Source organism: Leptolyngbya sp. Heron Island J, from assembly GCF_000482245.1.
In the GTDB taxonomy this organism is placed as follows: Bacteria; Cyanobacteriota; Cyanobacteriia; order Phormidesmidales; family Phormidesmidaceae; genus Leptothoe.
This window is the reverse complement of sequence record NZ_AWNH01000115.1, coordinates 325005-346540: the sequence shown is the minus strand read 5'-3', so window position 1 is coordinate 346540 and position 21536 is coordinate 325005. Positions and strand designations below refer to the sequence as shown.

The 21536-nt window shown below is 48.0% G+C and carries 16 protein-coding genes and 1 pseudogene; 11 read left to right on the top strand and 6 right to left on the bottom strand.

What is annotated here, in order from left to right:
* Positions 1-319, top strand: a pseudogene (locus N836_RS75065) (photosystem II q(b) protein); the annotation flags it as partial.
* Between the two features lie 407 nt (positions 320-726).
* On the top strand, positions 727-1083 hold the full coding sequence (locus tag N836_RS71835; RefSeq protein ID WP_023076997.1) for a hypothetical protein: 357 nt from the start codon (positions 727-729) through the stop codon (positions 1081-1083).
* A 106-nt stretch (positions 1084-1189) separates the two neighbouring features.
* Here the strand turns inward: N836_RS71835 and N836_RS71830 are convergent, their stop codons facing one another.
* The 4 genes from N836_RS71830 to N836_RS71815 all read right to left on the bottom strand — a co-directional run bounded on the left by N836_RS71830 (position 1190) and on the right by N836_RS71815 (position 6727).
* On the bottom strand, positions 1190-1669 hold the full coding sequence (locus N836_RS71830) for a carboxypeptidase-like regulatory domain-containing protein (RefSeq protein WP_023076996.1): 480 nt from the start codon (positions 1667-1669) through the stop codon (positions 1190-1192).
* Positions 1670-1782: 113 nt separating this feature from the next.
* A complete protein-coding gene (locus N836_RS71825; protein ID WP_023076995.1) occupies positions 1783-3576 on the bottom strand; it encodes a serine/threonine protein kinase in 1794 nt (597 codons plus the stop codon).
* A 183-nt stretch (positions 3577-3759) separates the two neighbouring features.
* Positions 3760-5100, bottom strand: a complete 1341-nt coding sequence (locus N836_RS71820) for a TldD/PmbA family protein (RefSeq protein ID WP_023076994.1) — start codon at positions 5098-5100, stop codon at positions 3760-3762.
* Positions 5101-5248: 148 nt separating this feature from the next.
* The gene (locus tag N836_RS71815) at positions 5249-6727 is read right to left on the bottom strand and encodes a TldD/PmbA family protein (RefSeq protein ID WP_023076993.1); all 1479 of its coding nucleotides are present in this window, start codon (positions 6725-6727) and stop codon (positions 5249-5251) included.
* 265 nt (positions 6728-6992) lie between these two features.
* On the opposite strand from N836_RS71815, the gene N836_RS71810 reads away from it, so the two are divergent.
* Positions 6993-8480, top strand: coding sequence for an adenylate/guanylate cyclase domain-containing protein (locus tag N836_RS71810; protein ID WP_023076992.1), 1488 nt, complete (start codon positions 6993-6995; stop codon positions 8478-8480).
* Positions 8481-8700: 220 nt separating this feature from the next.
* Here the strand turns inward: N836_RS71810 and N836_RS71805 are convergent, their stop codons facing one another.
* Positions 8701-9525, bottom strand: a complete 825-nt coding sequence (locus N836_RS71805) for a M15 family metallopeptidase (protein WP_023076991.1) — start codon at positions 9523-9525, stop codon at positions 8701-8703.
* Between the two features lie 356 nt (positions 9526-9881).
* On the opposite strand from N836_RS71805, the gene gcvH reads away from it, so the two are divergent.
* The 8 genes from gcvH (at position 9882) to N836_RS71760 (ending at position 20093) form a co-directional block, all read left to right on the top strand.
* Entirely contained in the window at positions 9882-10274 is a 393-nt protein-coding gene (gene gcvH / locus N836_RS71795; RefSeq protein ID WP_023076989.1) for a glycine cleavage system protein GcvH, read from the top strand.
* Between the two features lie 193 nt (positions 10275-10467).
* A complete protein-coding gene (gene gcvP, locus N836_RS71790) occupies positions 10468-13380 on the top strand; it encodes an aminomethyl-transferring glycine dehydrogenase (protein ID WP_023076988.1) in 2913 nt (970 codons plus the stop codon).
* A gap of 233 nt (positions 13381-13613) precedes the next feature.
* Entirely contained in the window at positions 13614-14408 is a 795-nt protein-coding gene (locus N836_RS71785; RefSeq protein ID WP_023076987.1) for a class I SAM-dependent methyltransferase, read from the top strand.
* A 70-nt stretch (positions 14409-14478) separates the two neighbouring features.
* A complete protein-coding gene (locus tag N836_RS71780) occupies positions 14479-15039 on the top strand; it encodes a Uma2 family endonuclease (protein WP_023076986.1) in 561 nt (186 codons plus the stop codon).
* Positions 15040-15077: 38 nt separating this feature from the next.
* Positions 15078-18008, top strand: a complete 2931-nt coding sequence (locus N836_RS71775) for a GUN4 domain-containing protein (protein WP_023076985.1) — start codon at positions 15078-15080, stop codon at positions 18006-18008.
* Between the two features lie 208 nt (positions 18009-18216).
* Positions 18217-19341, top strand: a complete 1125-nt coding sequence (locus N836_RS71770) for a hypothetical protein (protein ID WP_023076984.1) — start codon at positions 18217-18219, stop codon at positions 19339-19341.
* Between the two features lie 109 nt (positions 19342-19450).
* Complete coding sequence (locus tag N836_RS71765) at positions 19451-19753, top strand: nucleotidyltransferase family protein (RefSeq protein ID WP_235071197.1); 303 nt, start codon at positions 19451-19453, stop codon at positions 19751-19753.
* Entirely contained in the window at positions 19743-20093 is a 351-nt protein-coding gene (locus N836_RS71760; RefSeq protein WP_023076982.1) for a HepT-like ribonuclease domain-containing protein, read from the top strand. The genes N836_RS71765 and N836_RS71760 overlap by 11 nt, the downstream gene beginning before the upstream one ends.
* 239 nt (positions 20094-20332) lie before the next feature.
* On the opposite strand, the gene N836_RS71755 is transcribed toward N836_RS71760, so the two are convergent.
* Positions 20333-20983 (bottom strand): hypothetical protein, encoded by a 651-nt coding sequence (locus tag N836_RS71755; protein WP_023076981.1) that lies wholly within the window; start codon positions 20981-20983, stop codon positions 20333-20335.
* Positions 20984-21536 lie beyond the last annotated feature (553 nt).

The following is a 21536-nucleotide window of genomic DNA, read 5'->3' as shown; positions in this document are numbered from 1 at the left end:
CGGTCGTTTGATCTTCCAGTACGCCTCCTTCAACAACAGCCGTTCCTTGCACTTCTTCTTGGGTGCCTGGCCCGTTGTTGGTATCTGGTTCACTGCACTGGGTATCTCCACGATGGCGTTCAACCTGAATGGATTCAACTTCAACCAGTCCATCATCGACTCTCAGGGTCGTGTTGTGAGCACTTGGGCTGACGTGATCAACCGCGCCAACCTGGGTATGGAAGTTATGCACGAGCGTAATGCTCACAACTTCCCGCTCGACTTGGCTGCTGGTGAAGCGGCTCCTGTTGCTATGGTTGCTCCTTCCATCAACGCGTAGTCGTCCTGGTTTGATTGCAACTGCTAACTTGATTTAGCAGAGAAAGCGCCCCTCAAATGAGGGGCGCTTTCTGTTTTTAAATTGTGCGGCGCGACTAAGTAACCATTGTGCGGTAGCTCAATCAGGCAACAGCAGGTACAGCTTTAGTTCGGACAATTTAGAATCCTAAAACGTTGCCACTTTCAAGTATTTTTCTCATACCTTTTATTATCATTCTTCCATCCTTTGCCATAGCACCGATTTTCTTACTGAACCTTTGCTCAGAATTTTGTTTAATGTAACTGAGGCAAAGGATTCCTCATTAGTACTGTCTTATAATTAGGACATTAGCTGCAGGAAGTGTTTTCCTAGCATCATGCGTTGCTCGCTTAATTGCGTCATACTCAATGCAGATAGCGTTATAGACCATGCTAAATATCGAGTTTTTTAGTAGCGATAAGCAACTAATGTGTCGTGTTGAGGTTGCTGACACATTTTTGCTGTGGTTGGCGCGCACTGATTTTGCCCGAATTGGCGAGGAAGCCGCTACGGATTTATCTATCAATGGTGAGCTGTTTACACTACCGCTGGTGCAGCTAGCTCCAGCAACCCGGAAAACGTTTGTCGAGTTTTTTACCGACTCTGTACTACTCCATACTAAGCAGGTAATTTTGCAACTTGAGCATGATAAACCGCAAGCAGAGCTGGTATATCGTTTGAAAAAACTAATTGAGTTATTGGATTGCTTGAAGAACGAAGAGTACCAGTATTTGCAACGAGTTTGAACTCTAGCATTAAGCATAAGCAAACTGCAGATGAACGGCTCCATCTCTAATGGCAGCCGTTTATCTGCAGTTAATTGAAAATTATTAGAATAGAGTCAGTCGGCAATTACTTTTGAAGACGACGCCAAAGACCAAAGCCAGCCAGAGTAACCAGGGAGACTACCCAACCGAGGTAGGAGCTGCTGCCATAATGAATGTCAGTGTCGCTGCGATCGCTAATCAGCTCTGTCGTCACCCCAGCCTCATCCACAGGTACCGTCAAAATATCCCCATGGCCCTGTTGCCGGATGACCACTTCCCAATCTCCGGGCTTGGTTTGATCAGGACTAAAGCTAAACCGACCTTCACTATCCGTTATCCCTTGCGCCCAGGGCGTTACCGGATTGTTGGGTGAATAGATATTGACCTTAGCCCCTTTGAGCGGTTGACCGTTGCTATAGGTGCTTTGCATTTTTAGCACCTGCTGGGACTGCTCATTGGAAAACCGATCAAGGAAATAATTAGTCTCAATCATATGGGCCGAGGCTTCACTTGCCACTGTTAGCAACCCAAACACTAAAAATGGTGTTAGTTTCCGAAGAGCCATCCCAAAAATCCCTCTTAAAAAATTATGCCTGGATAGACTGCAAACCAGACCAACCAATAAACACCCTAATGCTACCTTGTTAATCCTAAAATGTGCCCCCAAAATGCAACGCCCTAAGGACGAATCAAACTGCGTTCCACATTGCGGCGATACAGGGCAATGGCTTGCGCCCGACGAATTGGCAAGTAGGTCAGCATCGTACCAATGCCAATACCGTTGGCAATTACCCCAAACGTCATCCAGGGATTACTGATGGTAAGACCTTTTATCAAACCGAGCCCGGTGCCCAGGAGACCTGTAAGTAAAGATAGGCCAATGGCAAATTTTGGTTGAAACCCTTGCTGCCAAAAGCGATCAATGGTCAATCCATTAGTCGCACCGACAATGCTGCCACCAATGGCCCCCAGGCCCACAATGATCGCAGTCGTAATGCCATCGGTAGGAGTGATATCCAGCACCAGACATAAGGGAGCAATCAACGCTACCCCCACAGCCCCAATAACGGTGATCAGCCGAGCTGCCGGGGACTTGAGCCTGGCTTCATGCAAAAGCCAGCCAGCAATTTGTAAGCCTAGACTGGTGCCAAAAATAGCCAGTACGCTGAGACCGTTGCTGACACCGGGAATGGACGCGTCATATTCAGGAGCCAGAGAACTGACAATCCAAACTGTACTCCAACAGGCAACTAACAAAACCATCAGCAATGGATAGGCAGTACCTTTAGGGGTAAGTAGCGGCATGGGAGCCGTCTGCACATTTAGATTCAGAGCATAGACCGATTGCTGGGCATTACTTTTGAGCAATAAAGTGCGTTGGTAGGTTTGCCCAGCCATCAACTTGCCGGTATCAATCTGAATCTGAGTGGTGATGTCATTGCCATGAAAATCAGTTGGAGAGAATTGAATCCAGCTGTGATGGTTGGTGTTATTAGGGTCGCTGCTGTGGGGAGCCACCTGCCAACGTCCCGCTAAGTGGGTTTCGGGGACAGCATTATTCAGGGTGATAGCGGCTGTTAACAACTCACCTCGATGGTTAGCGTTTAGCTCGATAGTTGACTGCTTCAACGTGATTTGTGGCTGACGCAGACCATGGTCTGGAATGTTTTCTAGAGCCACACTGGCGTTGGCAAAACGCTCGCCTAAGCGAGGTTCTACCATTTTTGCCAGCCATGCGATCCATTGGCAGCTCAAGTCAGCCTTAAGCTGATTAAAATCCACTTGATAGGTAACATCCACCAGCTTACCGACCTGATGGGCAGGGGTATTGGTCAGCAGACAGATCAAGGTCATGCCTAAGCCATAAAGATCCGAGGCTTCGGTCAGCTGCCGATTAAAAATTTGCTCCGGTGGCATAAACCCCAGAGTGCCTTTAACGACACTACTCATACCGACTTCACCATCACCGATGCGCGCAAAGCCAAAGTCGACAAGATAGACTTGCAAGTCATCACTGACCAGAATGTTGGCAGGTTTAAAGTCGCGATGAATGATCGGAGGAATCCGAGTTTGCAAATAGGTCAGAATCTCTAAACAGGAGATGGCAATCTGACGGATGGCATCGGGGCTAAAGCTGCGAGGTTCAGCCAGGCTTTTAGCACGTTTATATTCCTGGACCATGCAAAAGCCATCGTCGGACTTAAAAACCCCCAAATATCTGGGAATGCCTGGATGTTTCAGGCTTTTGAGCACCTGCCCTTCCTGTAATAAAGCATCGTACCCGGCCCAGTCAGATGACTTGGCAAACTGGAATTGTTTAATAACTACCCGCTGTTTTGTTTTGAGATGGGTCGCGAGATAGGTAACTCGTCCGCCCGCTCGGTTCACCCCTAATTCAGACTCTATTCGAAAACCGTATCTGGAAAAATTAGGCAAACCAGATGTTAGAGAAGAACCTGTAAGGCTTGTCATTCTTACAACAATAGGGGAGTTTATCTACTACCCATATCGCACAATTCTTAAGTGATCTAGACAAAACACAGTGTCTTTAACATGAAAACATTAGTGTCCTCACTAGTATGTGGATATGTCTCCATGCTGAGCACAATTGATACGTTCTCAGCATGGAAATACACATAACCGTGGACCGTGGACTTATTCCCCAGTGATCGATAGTTCATCGATCCACACATGGGGGGCAACACCGCTAGGGGTAATTTCCTCGTCAGGGGAGACATAGACAATTGACTGCAGCAGCTGACGAAAATCTCCAGCGACGGTAGCGGATTCAATGCTAGTGCGCTTGCCCTTTTGGATTAGCCAACCGTCAAAGGGAAGTGAGAAGGAGCCTTGGAGGGCATTGACCCCGGCGTGAAGCGCCTGTAAGTCATCGATTAAGACAACATTGTCGGCATCGTCCAGGCTATAGCTGGTTTCTGCAGGCTGCCCCTGGGTGATATGCAGAAAATTGCTGCCGACGCTGACTTTGGCACCAATGCTAGCGTGACCGGTGGGTTGAGCCCCCATGCGCTTAGCGGTACCAGCGCTGTGCAAAAAATTAGTCAGGACACCGTTTTCAATAATAGGTAAACGGCGGGTGGGTGTGCCTTCACCATCAAAGGTTTCGGGACTCACATTGCCTGAGTGTAGGGCATCGTCATAAATCGAGAGCAGCGGCGAAGCAATGGTCGTATTGAGGCTATCGACGGTGGAAAGGCTACGGTTGTCGAGAACACTCTGGGCATTGTACAGGTTACCAAAGGCCCGAATCAGACTTAAAACAGCATCTGGTGATAAGACAACGCGATATTTGCCTGACTCAATTTTTTGGTAATCCAGGTGGCTCAGGGTTTTATCAGTAGCTTCCTGCAAACAGCCATCGACATCAAGAGTATCAGGACCCACACCCACCCGCACAGCATGGCCAGAGCGAGGTTTACGCCCTTCTTGTTCTGTTTTGGTATATAGGTAAACCGAGGCAGCGGTGCGTTCTGCACTGCGCTGGGCACCGTCACTGTTGACATAAAAGTGCTCGCTGGTGTCTTGGGCAATACCGTTGTAGGGCACACTTGCGATCGCATCATGGGCATTCAATAGTGACTGCTCAGCCTTCACCAAGCGCTCAATCAGCGTTCCCACCGGAGCGGGCTCAGCCAGAGTAATCTCCACCTCCGGCAAGGGAGCCGTCGCCTCGGGGCTAAAGTCAGGAATATTCTCAGTTGCCCCAAAGGCACTGGCCTCAGCCGCTGTTTTGAGAGCCAGTTCCAGACCGCGCTGATCCACATCAGTAGTCGAGGTCACCCCCAACCGACCCTGGTCGTTCCACACCCGTACCGTAATACTGGCTCGGTTAGATGCTTTGACCTGCTTAGGCTCTCCCTTATCCACCTGCACACTAGTGCTATCAGTGGTGGCACCGTAAATATCATATTTAGTAATGCCCAGCCGCTGGGCTATGGATTGAGCGTTTGCAGAAATTTCAGTAACTTTGGACATTATGGGTGAAGAGAATAGGGAATGAAGGTGGACATTATTGCCCACAAAAAAGAATTTTTCTTCCTAAGGTGTCGAGGTTATGGTGTCTTCCAAAAGCTTTGCTCCATAACCAAAAACTCTCCCCTCTTGGGAGGGGCGGCGGGGTAGGTCAACGACCACCTACCGTAATGCTGTCCACCTTCAAGTGAGGCTGACCGACAGTGACATAAACGCTGCCGCTAATGGAGCCACAGAACCCCGGAGCTAAACTCAAATCCTGCGAGCACATGGAAATCTTTTGCATAATATCCACCGCTTCTCCGATCAGCGTTGCCCCCTTGAGGGGACGCGTCACTTTACCATTCTCAACTAAATAGGCTTCATCAACAGCAAAGTTAAACTGACCAGTGGCACCGACGCTACCACCACCCATTTTCTTGCAATAGATGCCGCGATCAATCGAAGCAAACAAATCATCCAGGCTGTAGTCACCAGTATCAATAAAGGTGTTGCGCATGCGGGATGCTGCCGAGAACGTATAGTTCTGTCGACGACCGCTGCCAGTACGGGGGTGACCCGTGCGCATCGCCCCGGCCCGGTCAGACAGAAAGTTTTTCAGCACGCCATTCTCAATCAGCAAGGTGCGCTGGGCAGGCATGCCCTCATCATCCATATCAATGGTGCCAAAGGATTCCGTAGACCGGCCTTCATCCCATGCCGTCAGGTTTTCGTGGGCAATTTTCTCACCTTTTTTGTCAATAAAAGGAGTCGTACCCCGCTCAATCTGAGTGGTTTCCAGCAGGTGGCCACAGGCTTCATGGAAGATCACACCGCCAAAGTGATTGGCCATGATAATGGGATAGTTACCGGACTCCACGTAGTCGGCATAGAGCATTTTGCCCGCCGACTCAGCCAGCTCTGCAGCGGTGGTGCCATAATCCCATGCGGTTAGGAAACTCGGGTCGCTGGTATTACCCAGCCGCTGACCGATGGAAGAACGATGGTCGCCATCAGCGCAGAGAACATTGGCACCCACCGATTGAGTCAGGCGAATATCACGGGCAAAGGTACCATCACTGCTGGCCACCAGCACTTCTTGCCAATCTCTAAAGTAGGCCGTGCGTCGCGCTTGTAGGTGCTTAGCCACCTTGGCAACCGAAGCATTAGCCCCCAACAAAACATCACCCATCACCTGCATAGAACTACAGTTGGTCAGCCAGTTTTCCTTAGTAGCCCCATAGTCCCGAAACATTTCCAGAGTGACTTCGGGCACATAGGCCGAGGTAGCTGGCAGCAGCAGCCCCATAATTGATAGCCCCTTTTCAAGGGCTGCTTTTAGACCCTGAAAAGTAACATCATTGGTACTGACATAGCAGTCTGATTTGCCTTTAAATACTCGAACCCCGGCCCCCGTCGTCAGGCTCGGAGAGATGCTGGTAATGGCATCATCTTCAGCTAGACAGCTGATGTAGTTACGCCGTTCCAGGAAAAATTCAATAAAATCAGCTCCAGCCGCTCGGCCTAGGCCCAAGAGCGTTGAGAGGGGAGCGGCCCAAGTGGCATCAAACCGATCGGTAGCCGACTGGTAAGTCAGGTTAGGAATTTCCTGCAAACGCAGGGATGACAGTGGCGGAACAGCGATAGTCATAGCGGTTGCCTGGCTCTCTTAAACATGGGTGAATCTTCATCAGTCTAGCGCATGGGTTTAGGTAACGATTCTTTTGGGATACCTAAGTCCCTCCTCACGAGATCCTTTGCCAATTTTCAGGATTGGTCCAGAGAGATTTTGTATGATAGGCCACTAAAGGGGCTAACCCACCATGGGTCTGCCACAGCATCAGCGAGCGTCTGTCCTTATTGATGGGTATTACATCTATGTAGCTATTTCCAGTTGTGGTAGTTGACCAATCACCATGGTTAGTGTTTTGCAGACGTCTTTGGGGTTACTAAAGTCCCGGCTGTCTCGGAAAATTGTGACGTCGATTTTTCTGAGCCTGGTCGTAATTGAATTTGTAGTTTTTATCCCGTCCTATCGTCAGCGACGGGCGGACAAATTGAGGGAGCTAGAAACACTCTCTCAAGAGGTGATCGCTACCATTAAAGCGAACGTGATGTTAGATATGCTGTCTACGTCACTTTTGGTAGAAGCTCAGACAGCTTTGAAGACCGACTCGATTATTCTGGGAGCTGTCCTCTACAGCGAGGCGGGAGAACTCATTGACTCTTTTGGAGAAATGCCGTCATTAGGGGTGCCAGCCAGTGGCTTAAGCCGGGTTGAAACACAGTTAGTAGAATCAGGTACCCGTTACGACGTGGCCTGGCCCAGCCAGCAATTTCAGGATCGCTACATCCTGGTTATTCGCCATGACGCCAACTCTGTTAAACGCTACATGGTTCAGTATTCTCTCCTGATTTTATTGATCGTCATCATTATTGCGGCCTTTGTCACTTTGGTGACAATTTTTATGCTGGAGCGGATGCTGATTAACCCGTTGCTATTGCTACGGGATGATCTGTGTCAGGCGGCGGCTGTGGTTGATCGACCCCAGATAGCTGAGTTCAAGAGTCTCAAACACGTTCAACAGGATGAGCTGGGAGAGGTGATCCGCGCGTTTGCTTGGATGTTTGGGCAAATCTCTCAGGAGGTGCAGGAACGACAGGCCGCAGAAATTGCCCTCAGGGGTGAACAGGAGAAAACAGAAGCGCTGTTACGGAATGTGTTGCCGGTTGCGATCGCAAACAGACTTAAAAACGATCTCTCCAACCGTACCGCCATTGCCTCTCGATTTGAAAATGTCACCATTTTGTTTGCTGATATTGTCGGCTTCACCCAGCTAGCCGCCAAAACAGCCCCCACCGATTTAGTCTGTCAGCTCAACGATATCTTTTCCATATTCGATGCCCTGGCCGAACGCCATGGCTTAGAAAAGATTAAAACCATAGGCGATGCCTACATGGTAGTAGGGGGAGTGCCTGCCCCCATGGAAAATCATGCCGCAGCCGTCATGGCCATGGCCATTGATATGCAAGCCGCCGTCCAACAACACCCTTTCAAACTGCGGATTGGCATCAATACTGGTCCCGTGGTGGCCGGCGTTATCGGTAAAAAGAAGTTTAGCTATGACCTGTGGGGAGATGCCGTCAATATTGCCAGCCGCATGGAGTCCCATGGGGTCGTGGGTCGGATTCAGGTCAGCGCCGATACCTACGAGCTCCTCAAAGCCAAATACTCATTTGAAGATCGCGGCTGTATTGATATCAAAGGACGCGGTCAGGCTCGCACATACCTCTGGTTGCCCGCGTCTGTTCATACTGGCGAAGCTGTGATTAAAACAACTGCCAACAATGACCCTCATTTTCAACAGAGTTTAGACCGAGTCTTGTGGGGCAGTGGAGAATAAGCCGTTGCTGATTTAGGGAAGGAACCGAGCTACTCAGCCGGGCCATTCGCCCAGACTTGACCGATGAAATCACACCGAGGATCAGCAACTAGTGCAGTGTCCAAAGCTAAAAATGGGGATTCTGACCTTGATGAAAGGTGAAGGGTAAGGAGTGACGCTTCATCCCTTTTACCCTTCACTCTTTACCGACATCATCCCCAATCTTAGGCTTGACAGATCACTAGTCCTGATAAAACAGCTCTAGACTTTCCTGGTTACCCACATAGCGCCAATGCCAGGGCTCATAGGCAACATTTTGATCATTGCCCTTGGGGAAAGACAGCTCAAACCCGTAGTAAGCGGCATTCTCTTCTAGCCAGCGAAAGGCTGGAGTCCCTTCAAAGGAGACCTCCAGATCGGTGGCGGGCTGAGTGCCATCGATAAAATCAATCGCATAGCCCGTGTGGTGTTCGCTATATCCAGGAGGAGCACTGACCTCAGCACGGGTCTGTGTGGTCTGCCCCCGTTCGGCCTTGAGGTCAAAAAAGAGATATTGCTGATCCTCCAGGGACCGAAATCCAGAAATAACATCCAGGTGGGCACCCGCTGCTTTTGCATCCGCAATCATAGCTTCCACTTTTTGAGCCGCTTCCGGTTTGAGCCGCACCATGGCGTTCGTGGATATGGCCACCAGACTGTTGGTATCGGCCAGGGCGTACTGGCGGTGCCCCAGGAGACTGACTGGATCGTTGGATTCGCTATTCTCTGATGCGCTGTCTGTCGAGGCGCTGTCTGGGGCGGGGGGGGCTGCAGTCTCGCTAGCAGCGATCGCCTGTTCGGCAGCCACGGCTGACCCTGTAGCGGCAGGCTCAACCGGCTCAGGGATATCCACCACTGAAGTCCAGGGTTTGAACCACCAAATGCCAGCTCCTGCCAAACCCAAAATAGCGATCACAAGCAAAATCCAAGCAGTACTATTCGATGCAGGTTTTGCTAACGATGGCTCAGGGCTTGAGATCAGGGTTTCACGCCTGGCTTCAGGAATATCGTCAGTAAAATTTGCCATGGATTTGCCGGGGAAACAGGTCACTCATAGGTTCTGCGGCTAGTGTATGGCATCAATGTTTTTTTGAGGCAAGTTAACCAAAAAAAACCTGTAAAAACCAAGAAAAAGTCTAAAACCCCTATCAATTGGGCCAACTTCCGTGGCAAACTTTCATCAACGAATGCTATCCATCAGGGAGCACCATGCTTAAGGCCTGTGATCACAGGCACTGGGCGACTCATTTTGGCGTTGCTGAGCCTTGATGTGATTTGATCTGTACAGTCTGGTCTAATGGCCCGGTTGAGCAGCTCGATTCACCTTTGAAAATCAGCAACGGCTTATTGTTCACACGTTATGGATCGTGCTGAGGAACCCCCATGGCCTTTGAATATCCTGACAATTTGCAATACACTGATACCCATGAGTATCTAAAGATCGACGGTGACATCGTTACTATTGGCATTACAGAATTTGCGATTGACCAACTGGGTGATGTGGTGTTCTTGGAACTACCAGAGCTGGGTGACAACGTAGAAACTGGTGAAAAGTTTGGCACCATCGAGTCAGTTAAAGCAGTAGAAGACCTGAAATCCCCTGTGGATGGCGAGGTGCTTGAACGCAACGATCAGCTGCTGGATGCTCCAGAGCAGATTGCCGATGATCCCTATGGCGATGGTTGGCTAATCAGGGTTAAGGCCGATGATCTAGATAGCATAGACGACGATACGATGACTGCGGAGGAGTATTCCGAGCAGGTTGAAGGGCTCTAACAGCCACGTGGCAATTCATTGCTAGTCGTCTGAGACGCGGGGCCATGAATTGCCAGTGAAATCCCTAATAAAATAAGTCAGAATAAGTATTTATAGCCATCAGATACCTTCTGATGGTTTTTGCTATGGGGATTAGCTGATGTCCAGCTGATTGCTTTATTAGTTAAATTGTGTGGCCTCACTGGAGCTATTGATGTCCTACGAACAGTCTCAGTCAATGTCTGCAACCCTTTCGAATACCTGGAAAAGTGAATTAGCGGTCCCTAATGATTTTCCTCAACGACACATTGGTCTGACGGAGACGGACATTGCTCAGATGCTGTCAGTATTGGGCTATGACGGTTTATCAACCTTGATTGATGCAGCCGTTCCGGCTGAGATCCGCTTGTCTGAGGCCCTAGCTGTGGGGGATGGCCTGAGTGAGCATAAGGCCCTGCAAACAATTCGTGCGATCGCAACCCAGAATCAGGTCTTCACCAACTACATCGGCCTCGGCTACTACGGCTGTATCACCCCACCGGTGATTCAGCGCAATATTTTAGAAAACCCCGGCTGGTACACCCAATACACCCCCTACCAGCCCGAAATCTCCCAGGGTCGTCTAGAAGCCCTGCTCAACTACCAGACCCTGGTCAGCGACCTGACCGGACTAGAAATTGCCAACGCCTCCCTACTCGACGAAGGCACCGCTGCCGCTGAGGCCATGACCCTGAGTCTGGGCGTCTGCAAAAACAAAGATGCCAAAAAAGCCAAAATCTTTTGGGTATCGGCAGACTGCCACCCCCAGACCATTGAAGTAATTCAGACCCGCGCCCTCCCCCTGGGCATTACTGTAGTGGTCAGCGAGCAACCCGACTTTAGCCAGCCATTCTTTGGACTGCTGTTACAGTATCCCGCCAGCACTGGGGCAATTTACGACTACACCGATGCGATCGCCGCTGCCCACGAGGCGGGTGCCCTGGTCACGGTTGCCGCTGATCTGCTGAGCCTGACGCTGCTCAAGTCCCCCGGTGAGATGGGAGCCGATATTGCCGTTGGGAATACTCAGCGCTTCGGCGTACCCCTGGGCTATGGCGGTCCCCATGCCGCCTACTTTTCGACAAAGACAGCCTATGCTCGCAAGCTACCCGGTCGGCTGGTGGGCGTTTCCAAAGACAGTAAGGGCAGACCGGCACTGCGTCTGACCTTGCAAACCCGTGAGCAGCATATTCGTCGAGACTCAGCCACCAGCAATATTTGTACCGCTCAGGTACTACTGGCAGTAATGGCCAGTATGTATGCGGTTTATCACGGTCCCGCCGGGCTCAAGGCCATGGCGACCCGTGTGCATCGGCTGACGGTGGTGCTAGCAGAAGGGTTAAGCAAGCTCGGCTTTGGCATTCCCCAAACACCATTTTTTGACACACTGGCAGTGGACGCTGGGGAGCAGGCTGGAGAAATTTGCGATCGCGCTCTGACCCAGAAAATTAACCTGCGCCGCATTGACGCCTCCACCATTGGCATTTCTCTGGACGAAACCACCACACCCGAGGCCGTTGTCCAGCTGCTGCAAGTCTTCGCTGGCGACCTGCCAATGCCAGCCATAGAACGCCTCAAGTCTGAACCTGCTATCCCAACAGACTTAGCCCGCACCAGCGACTACCTCACCCATCCTGTATTTAACCGCTATCACTCAGAAACCGAGATGCTGCGCTATATGTACGCGCTGCAAATGAAGGATCTCTCCCTGGCCTCCGCCATGATCCCCCTCGGCTCCTGCACCATGAAGCTCAATGCCACCGCCGAGATGATGCCGGTCACCTGGCCCGAATTTGGCCAGATTCATCCCTTTGCTCCGCTGGATCAAACCAAAGGCTATCAGGTGCTATTTAAGCAGCTCGAAACCTGGCTAGCTGACATCACTGGTTTTGCTGGCATTTCCCTCCAGCCCAACGCCGGCTCCCAGGGAGAATATGCAGGTCTGCTGGTGATTCGTCAGTACCACCAGTCGCGAGGTGACGACCACCGCAACATCTGTTTGATTCCCCAATCCGCCCATGGCACCAATCCAGCCAGTGCAGTGATGGCCGGGATGAAAGTGGTGGGTGTCAAGTGCGACAACGACGGCAATATCGACGTGGCCGACCTGACAGCCAAGGCTGAAAAACACAGCGATCAGCTAGCGGCCTTGATGATCACCTACCCATCTACCCACGGCGTCTTTGAAGAAACCATCCGCACCGTGTGCAACCTGATCCACCAGCATGGCGGTCAGGTTTATATGGACGGGGCCAACATGAATGCCCAGGTAGGTCTGTGCAGTCCTGGAGACATCGGTGCTGATGTCTGTCACCTGAACCTGCATAAAACATTCTGCATTCCCCACGGTGGCGGCGGTCCCGGCATTGGCCCCATCGGTGTACAGCCCCACTTAGTGCCCTTTTTGCCCAGTCATTGTCTGACACCCATCTTAGGAACTGAGCAATCTGTCGGTGCAGTATCAGCGGCCCCCTGGGGTAGCGCCAGCATTCTGCCCATTTCCTGGATGTACATTCAGATGATGGGAACAGCAGGTCTTACCCACGCGACTGCAACCGCAATTCTCAGCGCTAACTACATCGCCAAGCGGTTGGAAGGTCACTACGACATCCTTTACAAAGGTAATGCGGGGTTGGTGGCCCACGAATGCATTGTGGATCTACGCAGCTTTAAGAAATCCGCTAACGTCAACGTGGATGATATTGCCAAACGCATGATTGACTATGGCTTCCATCCTCCCACCATGTCCTGGCCCGTAGCAGGCACCATCATGGTAGAACCCACCGAAAGTGAATCTCTAGCAGAGCTAGACCGCTTCTGCGATGCCATGATTGCCATCCGGGATGAAATTCGCCAAATCGAAACGGGTGAGCTACCCCAGGACAATAATCCGCTGGTCAATGCGCCCCATACGACGGTTGACCTCACAGCAGAGTGGGAGCGGCCCTACAGCCGTGAGCAGGCAGTGCATCCCACCCCGTGGACCAAGGAACGTAAGTTCTGGCCCACGGTTAATCGGATTGATCAAGCCTATGGCGATCGCAACTTAGTCTGCTCCTGCCTACCCATGGAGGCCTACGAGGCTTAGTCCAGCGCTTTGCCAAAGTCTAGCTAATCATCACTTTCACGCAATTTACAAACTATCGTCTGGCAATCTCTCTTTTGTTTGCCCTGGGCTGCTTGCGATCGCTAAAAGCGTTCACTAGCAGCTATGTATAACGCAATCTGCCGAACATATACGGCAGATTGTTGTGTCTTGCCAAGGGAGACCAGAGATTTACCAGACGTGCTTGATAGTGGTTTTTAGCCAAGCTGGCATTTATGGGCACCAGAAACGCAACAACTTACGCTGCCGCAGATATCGTTAATTACTATGCACAACTGAATCGTTTACAGCCAGCCGAGTCTGCTCTTTTGGAGCGACTGCGAGACCAGTTGCCTAGAATGAAAATGTTAGATATCGGTGTGGGCGGTGGTCGCACCGCCCAGCATTTTGCCCCCCTCGTGGAACAGTATGTTGGCATTGATTATTCATCTGAGATGGTAGCCGCCTGTCAGCAACGGTTTAGAAAACTGAACCACCCTATGAGCTTTGCAGTCGCTGATGCCAGGGATTTAAGTCAATTAGATAACAACTCTTTTGACTTTATTTTGTTTAGCTACAATGGCATCGATTACGTATCCCATGACGATCGGCTCAAGATCTTGCAAGAGATTAAGCGCGTGGGTAAGCAAGGATGTTATTTTTTCTTTTCTAGCCATAACCTGCAAGCGTTAGAGAACGAACTTACCTGGCAAAAACAAATTGGAGCCAATCCTCTTAAAACCTATGAAAATCTAGTGATGCTAGGTTTATTTCGGCTATTCAATCGTTCCATAAACCGACAAATACTAGCAAAAGCGAACTATCTCATTGTTCGAGATGAATCTCATAATTTTCGTTTGGAAACGTATTACATCCGAGCAGAGCAGCAGATTAGACAGCTGTCTAAAGATTTTAGTCATGTGGAAATTTACCCATGGCAAAGTACAGAAAAGGTTTTGGACCTGGATGCTGCCGCCATGGGAAGAGATCTCTGGATTTATTACCTATGTCGAATAAAAACTGTCAATTGATTAGAATAAATGTATGAGTCTAGGCCAGTAAGCACTGCCCACCGTCCAAACTTTTTCAAGAACAGCGGTCATGGTTGCTATCCCCCATTACATTAGTCCTGAAGAGTATCTTGCTTTGGAACGCCAAAGCTCAATTCGCCATGAGTATCAGCGGGGTCTAGTGTATGCCATGGCGGGGGGTACGGATAACCATGAGCGAATCGCGTTCAATCTGCTGAAGCTTATTGATAATCATTTGGGTGACTCGTCTGATTGCCGGTTTCATGCAGGTAATGTAAAGGTCAACTATGCAGATGAGTTTTACTATTATCCAGATGCGTTTGTGACCTGTGATCCAAGAGATCGGGAGAATCGTTATATTAAACGCTATCCGAAGCTGATTACGGAGGTGCTGTCGCCCAGTATCGAAGCATTTGATCACGGTGATAAGTTTAAGGATTATCAACAACTGGATTCTCTAGAAGAGTATGTTTTGATTTCTCAGGAGAGCCAGCGGGTGGAATGTCGGCGGCGCATAGCATCTGATGTTTGGCAAACGGTAGTTTATGAAGGTAGCGATCTGGCTATGCTGACCAGCATTGGATTGGAATTTTCGGTGGCTGATCTTTATCGTGGTTTGGATGCTACATGATTAGAATAGGGGCGTGAATCTCTCAATGGCAGTGCCCTATGTCTCCGCCTGGAAATCAGCCCGATGGTAAATCTCTGGAAGAAAAACTTGCCGATGTTTTGACCAAGTGTTTGGTGCTGGGCGGTGGCGGTTATGGCCTATACAACCTCCTTTATCTAGAGGATATTCCAAGAGCAGCTATCTCGTTTGGGATTTCTTTGACGACCAGTTTAGTTACAAGTTTTGGGCAGCCGATTATTGACAAGTGGAAATTTGGACTGAAATCTTCTGGTGAAAAGACGGCAGATGCTATTAATGAAGAATTTGGAAAGGCGGCTTCACGGGTTCTAAATCGTGGCTTTGATAAGCAATATTTTGAAGCTTTGAAGGTGCAGTGCGATCGCATTGAGCTAGAAGGTTTTCAAAACTTGCAGCCTCTAGCTTTGGATAAGGTTTATGTGCCGCTGCAGATTCAAACCCGTGACCAGCTGGATCTATCGGGTCAGAAAACGATTTGGGATTTTTTGCCCAAGCGATATCAATCGCCGAGCCAGTCACCCCATCGACGTATCGCAATTTTGGCAGCTCCGGGCTATGGCAAAACGACACTGATGCGCCATTTGACCCGTACTTATGCCATTGACCCACCGGAAGATACTCCGCAGTTTATTCCAGTACTGCTGCGCTTGCGAGAAATTTATGGACTATTACGGTGGATAGATGAGGACGAACAAAGGACTTGCTCCTTGAGTGAGCTGATTGTGGAACATATTCCAAAACAGAGAGGCTGTAAGAATCTGAAGCCTTCAAAACATTGGTTTGATCAGGTACTGAAGGATGGAAAATGCTTGGTGTTGTTTGATGGGTTGGATGAAGTACCCAAGGCCCAGCGGCAGATAGTCCGGCAGTGGGTGGATACTCAAATGCAGGATTATGGCAATGTGCAGTTTATTTTGACATCGCGGCCCCATGGCTTTGACCTACGACCTGATGAGCCCAGTCATCCGATTGAAATTGATACTCGGTTAGAGGTGCTGAAGTTTAATAATCCCAAAAAGGAAACCTTTATCAATAACTGGTATCGGGCGTTGTATGAGCGGGAGTGGGGCAGTAATCAGCAGGAGCGCGGAGAGCAATTAGATCCTGAACAGGTCAGTGCTCACATTGAGGATGAGGTGGAGAAAAGTGCAGCTGATTTAAAGAAGCAGCTGTTTGCAGATATTCAACTAACGGCCATTGCCAGCAATCCTTTGTTGCTAACATTGATTGCTAATACTCATCGGGCAGATACGTTTTTGCCAAAGCGGCGGGTGGAGCTGTATGAGCGCATTTGTAATTTGTTTTTGGGGACTCGGCCCTATGTAAAGGGGACAAAGCTGAGTCTGACTGCAACAGAGAATCAAGCTCTATTGCAGTTACTGGCATGGGAGTTGGTTCAGAATGAGACTACTCAGTTTACACTGACAGAAGCGACACGATGGATTGCAGAAAAACTTGCCCGATTTAATAAAGAACAGCCTGTAAGCTCTAAGCAGTTTTTGGAAGAGATGCGGGATATTTCAGGGCTGTTGGTGGAGAAAGAAGTGGAGCTATATGAATTTAGCCATCAGACGTTTCAAGAGTATTTGATCGCTTGTCATGTTAAGGAATTGGGAGAAGCAGGGGAGAAGGTACTGTTTGAGAATTTAGCTAATGATCGTTGGCGAGAGGTGATTTGCTTTTATGCGGCACAGCTGGATGCGACACGTTTGATAAATCAGATATTGGACACTTACACTTACTCAGAAAAAAATAATTTAGATTTGCTTGATCTGGCAGATTGGTGTCGAGTTCAAGGTCGAGAGATCTCGCAAGAAACTTTTCAAAGATTAGATGAGCTGTTATTAAGTATTCCATCTATGGCCAACCAGAATGTTGTCAGTATCTCTGGCGATATTCCGATTAGATCTTCTAACACTCCAATCATTTCTATTAAAGAACAAGCAAGGACTTTTGAAAAATTCAAATATTTCTTTTTGCGGGGAATGATTTCCCTCAATGAAAACATTGATATTAGTCAAGCATTAGTCTTCTGGAAAGATTTTCAACTATTTTTACAAGATGTCTCTAATGGTCAATTCCATGCAACGTTGGAGTTGAGTGAGCAGAAGCGATTGATCCCTGCGTTAAGTGTAGAGTTTCGAATCACCTGGGGTGCGGCACAGTGGTTTTGTGGGTGGTTAAGCACACAGGCTGAAATAGCACCAGATGAGGGTACATATCACTATCGATTGCCTACGGAAGGGGAGTGGCAAAAAATTTCGGAGGATTTTCCCCTTGAGCCCTTCTTGGCAAGGGGCGCTAGAGGGAATCTCCAACCCTTGACTCAATCTGCTGACATCCCTGGTAATGCTCTCTGCATTGTTCGAGAACAAGTACATCCCCGTTATGCAAACCTGATTAATTACCTAGCTAATGCTCGTTGGCAAGAAGCTGATGATGAGACTCGAAATATTATGCTAGAAGTCACAGGTAATAAGGACTATTGTCTATATCCAAAAGATTTGAAAACCTTTCCTTGCCAAGATCTACAATTGCTTGACCAGCTTTGGTCAAAATTTAGTGGAGGACACTTTGGCTTTAGTATTCAAAAAGACATTTATGTAAGCTGTGGAGGTGTGCCTGATCATCAGTTTTATGCAGAAGCAGAAGAAAAATTCAAGAGCGCAGTAAATTGGAAAAAGCAGGGACACTATTGGCCTCTAGAATTTCGGATAAAAGGAGAGAACGCTGATCCACCTGGTTGCTTACCTTATCAAGGGCTAGTTGTTTCCGTGCCTAGATCTTTTTTTGAAAATACACTTAAAAATAAAAATAGAGTATCAATTGTTGAAGCACTTGATAACTTAGCTATTAATGATAGTGAAATTGATGTCGAGAATGATGAAACGATTGCCTCAATGCCTCTGATTTTTGGTGTTGCTTCCAGATTAGTGGCTTGTGAAGAATAAATCTTCCTTAATAAAAATAACCACGAATTTACATATTCCTGTTGCATCAACTTTAGAGCAAAAAATTGGGTCTACTGGTGAGCATTTTAAGTACTGGCTTTTCCATTGTCTCGATGAATGATAGGCATCTCAGCATGTACATGCTCATTATGTCTTACCCTAAAAAAGTTCAGATAAACTTCATTTAGTAAGCAGGGTGTATTTCTAAATGAGTGAATATCAATACTACGAATTTCAAGCCATTGATCGCCCCCTCACAGCCAAAGAACAGACCAACATCCAAAAACTATCCAGCCGTGTCGAGCTGACACCCCACCGAGCCGTATTTCTCTACAACTATGGCGATTTTAGAGGTAACCCAGAAGAAATCGTTACCAAGTACTTCGATATAATGTTCTACATCGCAAACTGGGGGACCCGCCAGCTAATTTTTCGATTTCCCAAGGCTATCGTAGACCCAGGCTGGTATGAACCCTACGAGTTGCCCTATGCCATTACCAGCAAACAAACCAAGGAATACGTTGTACTAAACATCAATATCAATGATGAGGATGGCAGCATGTCTGGTTGGGTAGACGGGGAAGGTTGGCTGCCACAGTTACTGCCATTGCGCGATCAGCTTCTAACCGGAGATGTCCGATTACTTTACATAGCCTGGTTACGGGCGGTGCCTAACTGCGCTGGCTATGACATTGAGAAGGACCCAATAGAACCTCCAATTCCACCTAATTTAGGCAAGCTATCGGCTCCACTGGAGACATTTATTGACCTTGTGGAACTGAACCCAGATTTATTTGCTGCTGCTGCCGAAGCTAGTCAAAAAACGTCTGCTAAATCCAAATCACCTTCGTTAGAAGCTGGCTTAGCTAATCTGCCTGCATCAGAAAAGGAAAAGTTTCTGTTGAAACTGGTGCGGCGTGAACCCCACGTGGATTTGCAGCTGATCAACCGCTTAAAGCAATTGGCAGGACCAGCTGATGACGCCCCCAGATCTGTGCCAGGTTATCGTAGATTGTCTGAACTGACTGAGATGTCGGATGCAGCTTATGCGAAACGACAACAAAAAGAACAAGAAGCAGCTCAACGCAAGCGAATTAAAGAATTAAAAACTTTGGCATCTAAAAAAGAACAGCTCTGGCAACAGGTGGTAGTTTTGATCGAAACAAAACAAGCCAAGCCCTATGATGAAGCCACAGCTTTGTTAAAAGATTTGCGGGACTTAGCGGAATATCAGAAGAAGCTGCCTGACTTTATTGAACGTTTTAACGGGTTACAAGACGAGTATCAAAACAGACCAGCTCTTATGAGGCGTTTTAGAACAATTGAGTTGTAAGCTTCTTTTGGGATGTTCGTAGGTAAGGGCATGCTGATACTCTAGAAAGTAGCCAGTATCATTGAAATGCAGTATTGAAAGTTAATCTGTGTCCCCTAACGACTTTTCTGTGAAACCTATTCCCACTAGAGACGAAGTTCTGGAGCAGCTCAAAGCCCAACAGTCAGCACTGCATGAGCTAGGTGTTGCTTCCCTACAGATATTCGGTTCAGTTGCCAGGGATCAGGCTACTGCTGATAGCGACATCGATTGTCTGGTAGAGTTTTCCCGTCCAATTGGGTTGTTTGGGTTAAGCAAAATCAGGCTATTTCTTCAAGACCTACTTCAGCACCCCGTAGATATTGGCACCGAAGATGCCCTGAAAAAACATTTAAGACAGCCTGTTTTAGAGGATAAAATTCGTGTCTTCTAGAACTTGGAAATTACGTGTTCGAGATATTTTAATCGCTATTGAAAGCATTAGACAGCGCACGTCAGGGTTGACCTATGAAGCATTTTCTAAAAATGAAACCCTGGTTGATTCAATATTGTACAAATACGTTGTTATTGGAGAAGCTGCCAGGCAAATTCCAGAGGAAATTCAAAAACTTGCACCAGATGTACCCTGGCGTTTAATGAACGATATTCGGAATGTGATTGCCCATGAGTATTTTCAGGTTCGTTTGGATATCGTATGGCAAGGTATTCATGAGGAACTTCCTCTATTGGTAGAACCGCTGCAGCATCTACTAGAAAGTGAAGCAGAAGATTAGATATAGCGAAGAATTTTTTTTTCCATGTAGCCAATGCGTAGGTTGGGAGGAATATATGAAACCCAACAAATCCAACCGTCGTGTATTTCCCGATCCACTTTATGGTTCGTATTGTGGGATTTTGGCAATGTTGGGTTAATCAGGTTGTTGTGTCCAGGCGAGAGATTTTGGTGGGGTGGAACCCAACCTACGATGGCGCGATCGCAACCCACTAATCCACCCTTACATCTACGATTTGTTCAAGTACAAACAATGCAGCTAAAAAGACCAACTAGACTACCATTTTTAGTCAGTGCCAGCACCAACCTAGGAAACACAGAGCCTACCATAGACTCGTCATCATCGTCACCTCTTTCGTCTACACTCACAAACACAGGAGCTTGTAACTCTGGTGTTTCACCAAACCATTTCTCTAGAGCTTGCCAAGCTTTGACATAACGATCTTCACTTTGCCTGTACACTTTATCCTGATCATCTTCGCCATAGTCCACGTTTGAATTGTCTTCTACCCAACTGACGATTCCGTCTAATGGCTCAACTGTGATTTTGGCAGTATGGTGAATGGTGCCACCAAAGGCTGAACGCATTAAGTCTTCTGTAATCTCTGCTGGACTATTAGAGCCACTATTCGCAACAATATAGAATGATGAAAAGTGATGATCGCTTTCATCTCCCATATTGATATATATGCCATCCATAATTTCAGCTGCTTCCTGTGATAGACGCTGACATAGACCAAACTCGGTCGGATGATGGTTGTGTTCTACAACATCTCCATCTCGACAAATGGTCCCACAAGCATAAACAACCGCTCTTTTTGAGATGATATTCCAGTCCCACTCATCTTCTGGAACAGAATCAACTGACTCACTGATATCCATGATATCCATGCATTCTGTCATGGGTTCAAGTCGGGTTGGATCGATTTGACAATTTTGGATCACACTAAATACCTCTTGGAATTCTTAAACGACAACCATTGATAAAGCAACGGCTTTGTTTAGAATGTCTAATGAACAGAATTTAGATAGTATATTCAGACTGCCAGGCAAATTTCCATGACAAATGTCATCCACTGCCTTGGCTAATCTCCATGGTAGAGTTGAAATGCTATGTAGCCTTTAGTAACAGTGATTTCAGCCTCATGGGTCCATTAGTTAAAATGAGAAAATTTAATCTAGACTAATTCCACATCATCGGTTGGGTTGCAAGAGGCTCAATCCGACTTGCGCGATCGCAACTCCCTCTCCCAACCTCTGCAAAATCCGCAACACATCCCACAGCTCATTTCCCGGATTCACCAACGAAAACAACCGCGAATTACCATACTCTTGTTACATCGCCTTCAAAAGCAATAACTCAGTACCGTCCGATTTTTATCAGATAAGTGCCTATGCAGAATCATTTACAAAACAGGTTTTGAATAACCACCTAAAATCAAGC

Coding starts and splice junctions, on each gene's coding strand:
- N836_RS71835 (WP_023076997.1), top strand. CDS start 727: ATGCTAAATATCGAGTTTTTTAGTAGCGATAAGCAACTAATGTGTCGT.
- N836_RS71830 (WP_023076996.1), bottom strand. CDS start 1,669: ATGGCTCTTCGGAAACTAACACCATTTTTAGTGTTTGGGTTGCTAACA.
- N836_RS71825 (WP_023076995.1), bottom strand. CDS start 3,576: ATGACAAGCCTTACAGGTTCTTCTCTAACATCTGGTTTGCCTAATTTT.
- N836_RS71820 (WP_023076994.1), bottom strand. CDS start 5,100: ATGTCCAAAGTTACTGAAATTTCTGCAAACGCTCAATCCATAGCCCAG.
- N836_RS71815 (WP_023076993.1), bottom strand. CDS start 6,727: ATGACTATCGCTGTTCCGCCACTGTCATCCCTGCGTTTGCAGGAAATT.
- N836_RS71810 (WP_023076992.1), top strand. CDS start 6,993: ATGGTTAGTGTTTTGCAGACGTCTTTGGGGTTACTAAAGTCCCGGCTG.
- N836_RS71805 (WP_023076991.1), bottom strand. CDS start 9,525: ATGGCAAATTTTACTGACGATATTCCTGAAGCCAGGCGTGAAACCCTG.
- gcvH (WP_023076989.1), top strand. CDS start 9,882: ATGGCCTTTGAATATCCTGACAATTTGCAATACACTGATACCCATGAG.
- gcvP (WP_023076988.1), top strand. CDS start 10,468: ATGTCCTACGAACAGTCTCAGTCAATGTCTGCAACCCTTTCGAATACC.
- N836_RS71785 (WP_023076987.1), top strand. CDS start 13,614: ATGGGCACCAGAAACGCAACAACTTACGCTGCCGCAGATATCGTTAAT.
- N836_RS71780 (WP_023076986.1), top strand. CDS start 14,479: ATGGTTGCTATCCCCCATTACATTAGTCCTGAAGAGTATCTTGCTTTG.
- N836_RS71775 (WP_023076985.1), top strand. CDS start 15,078: ATGTCTCCGCCTGGAAATCAGCCCGATGGTAAATCTCTGGAAGAAAAA.
- N836_RS71770 (WP_023076984.1), top strand. CDS start 18,217: ATGAGTGAATATCAATACTACGAATTTCAAGCCATTGATCGCCCCCTC.
- N836_RS71755 (WP_023076981.1), bottom strand. CDS start 20,983: ATGGATATCATGGATATCAGTGAGTCAGTTGATTCTGTTCCAGAAGAT.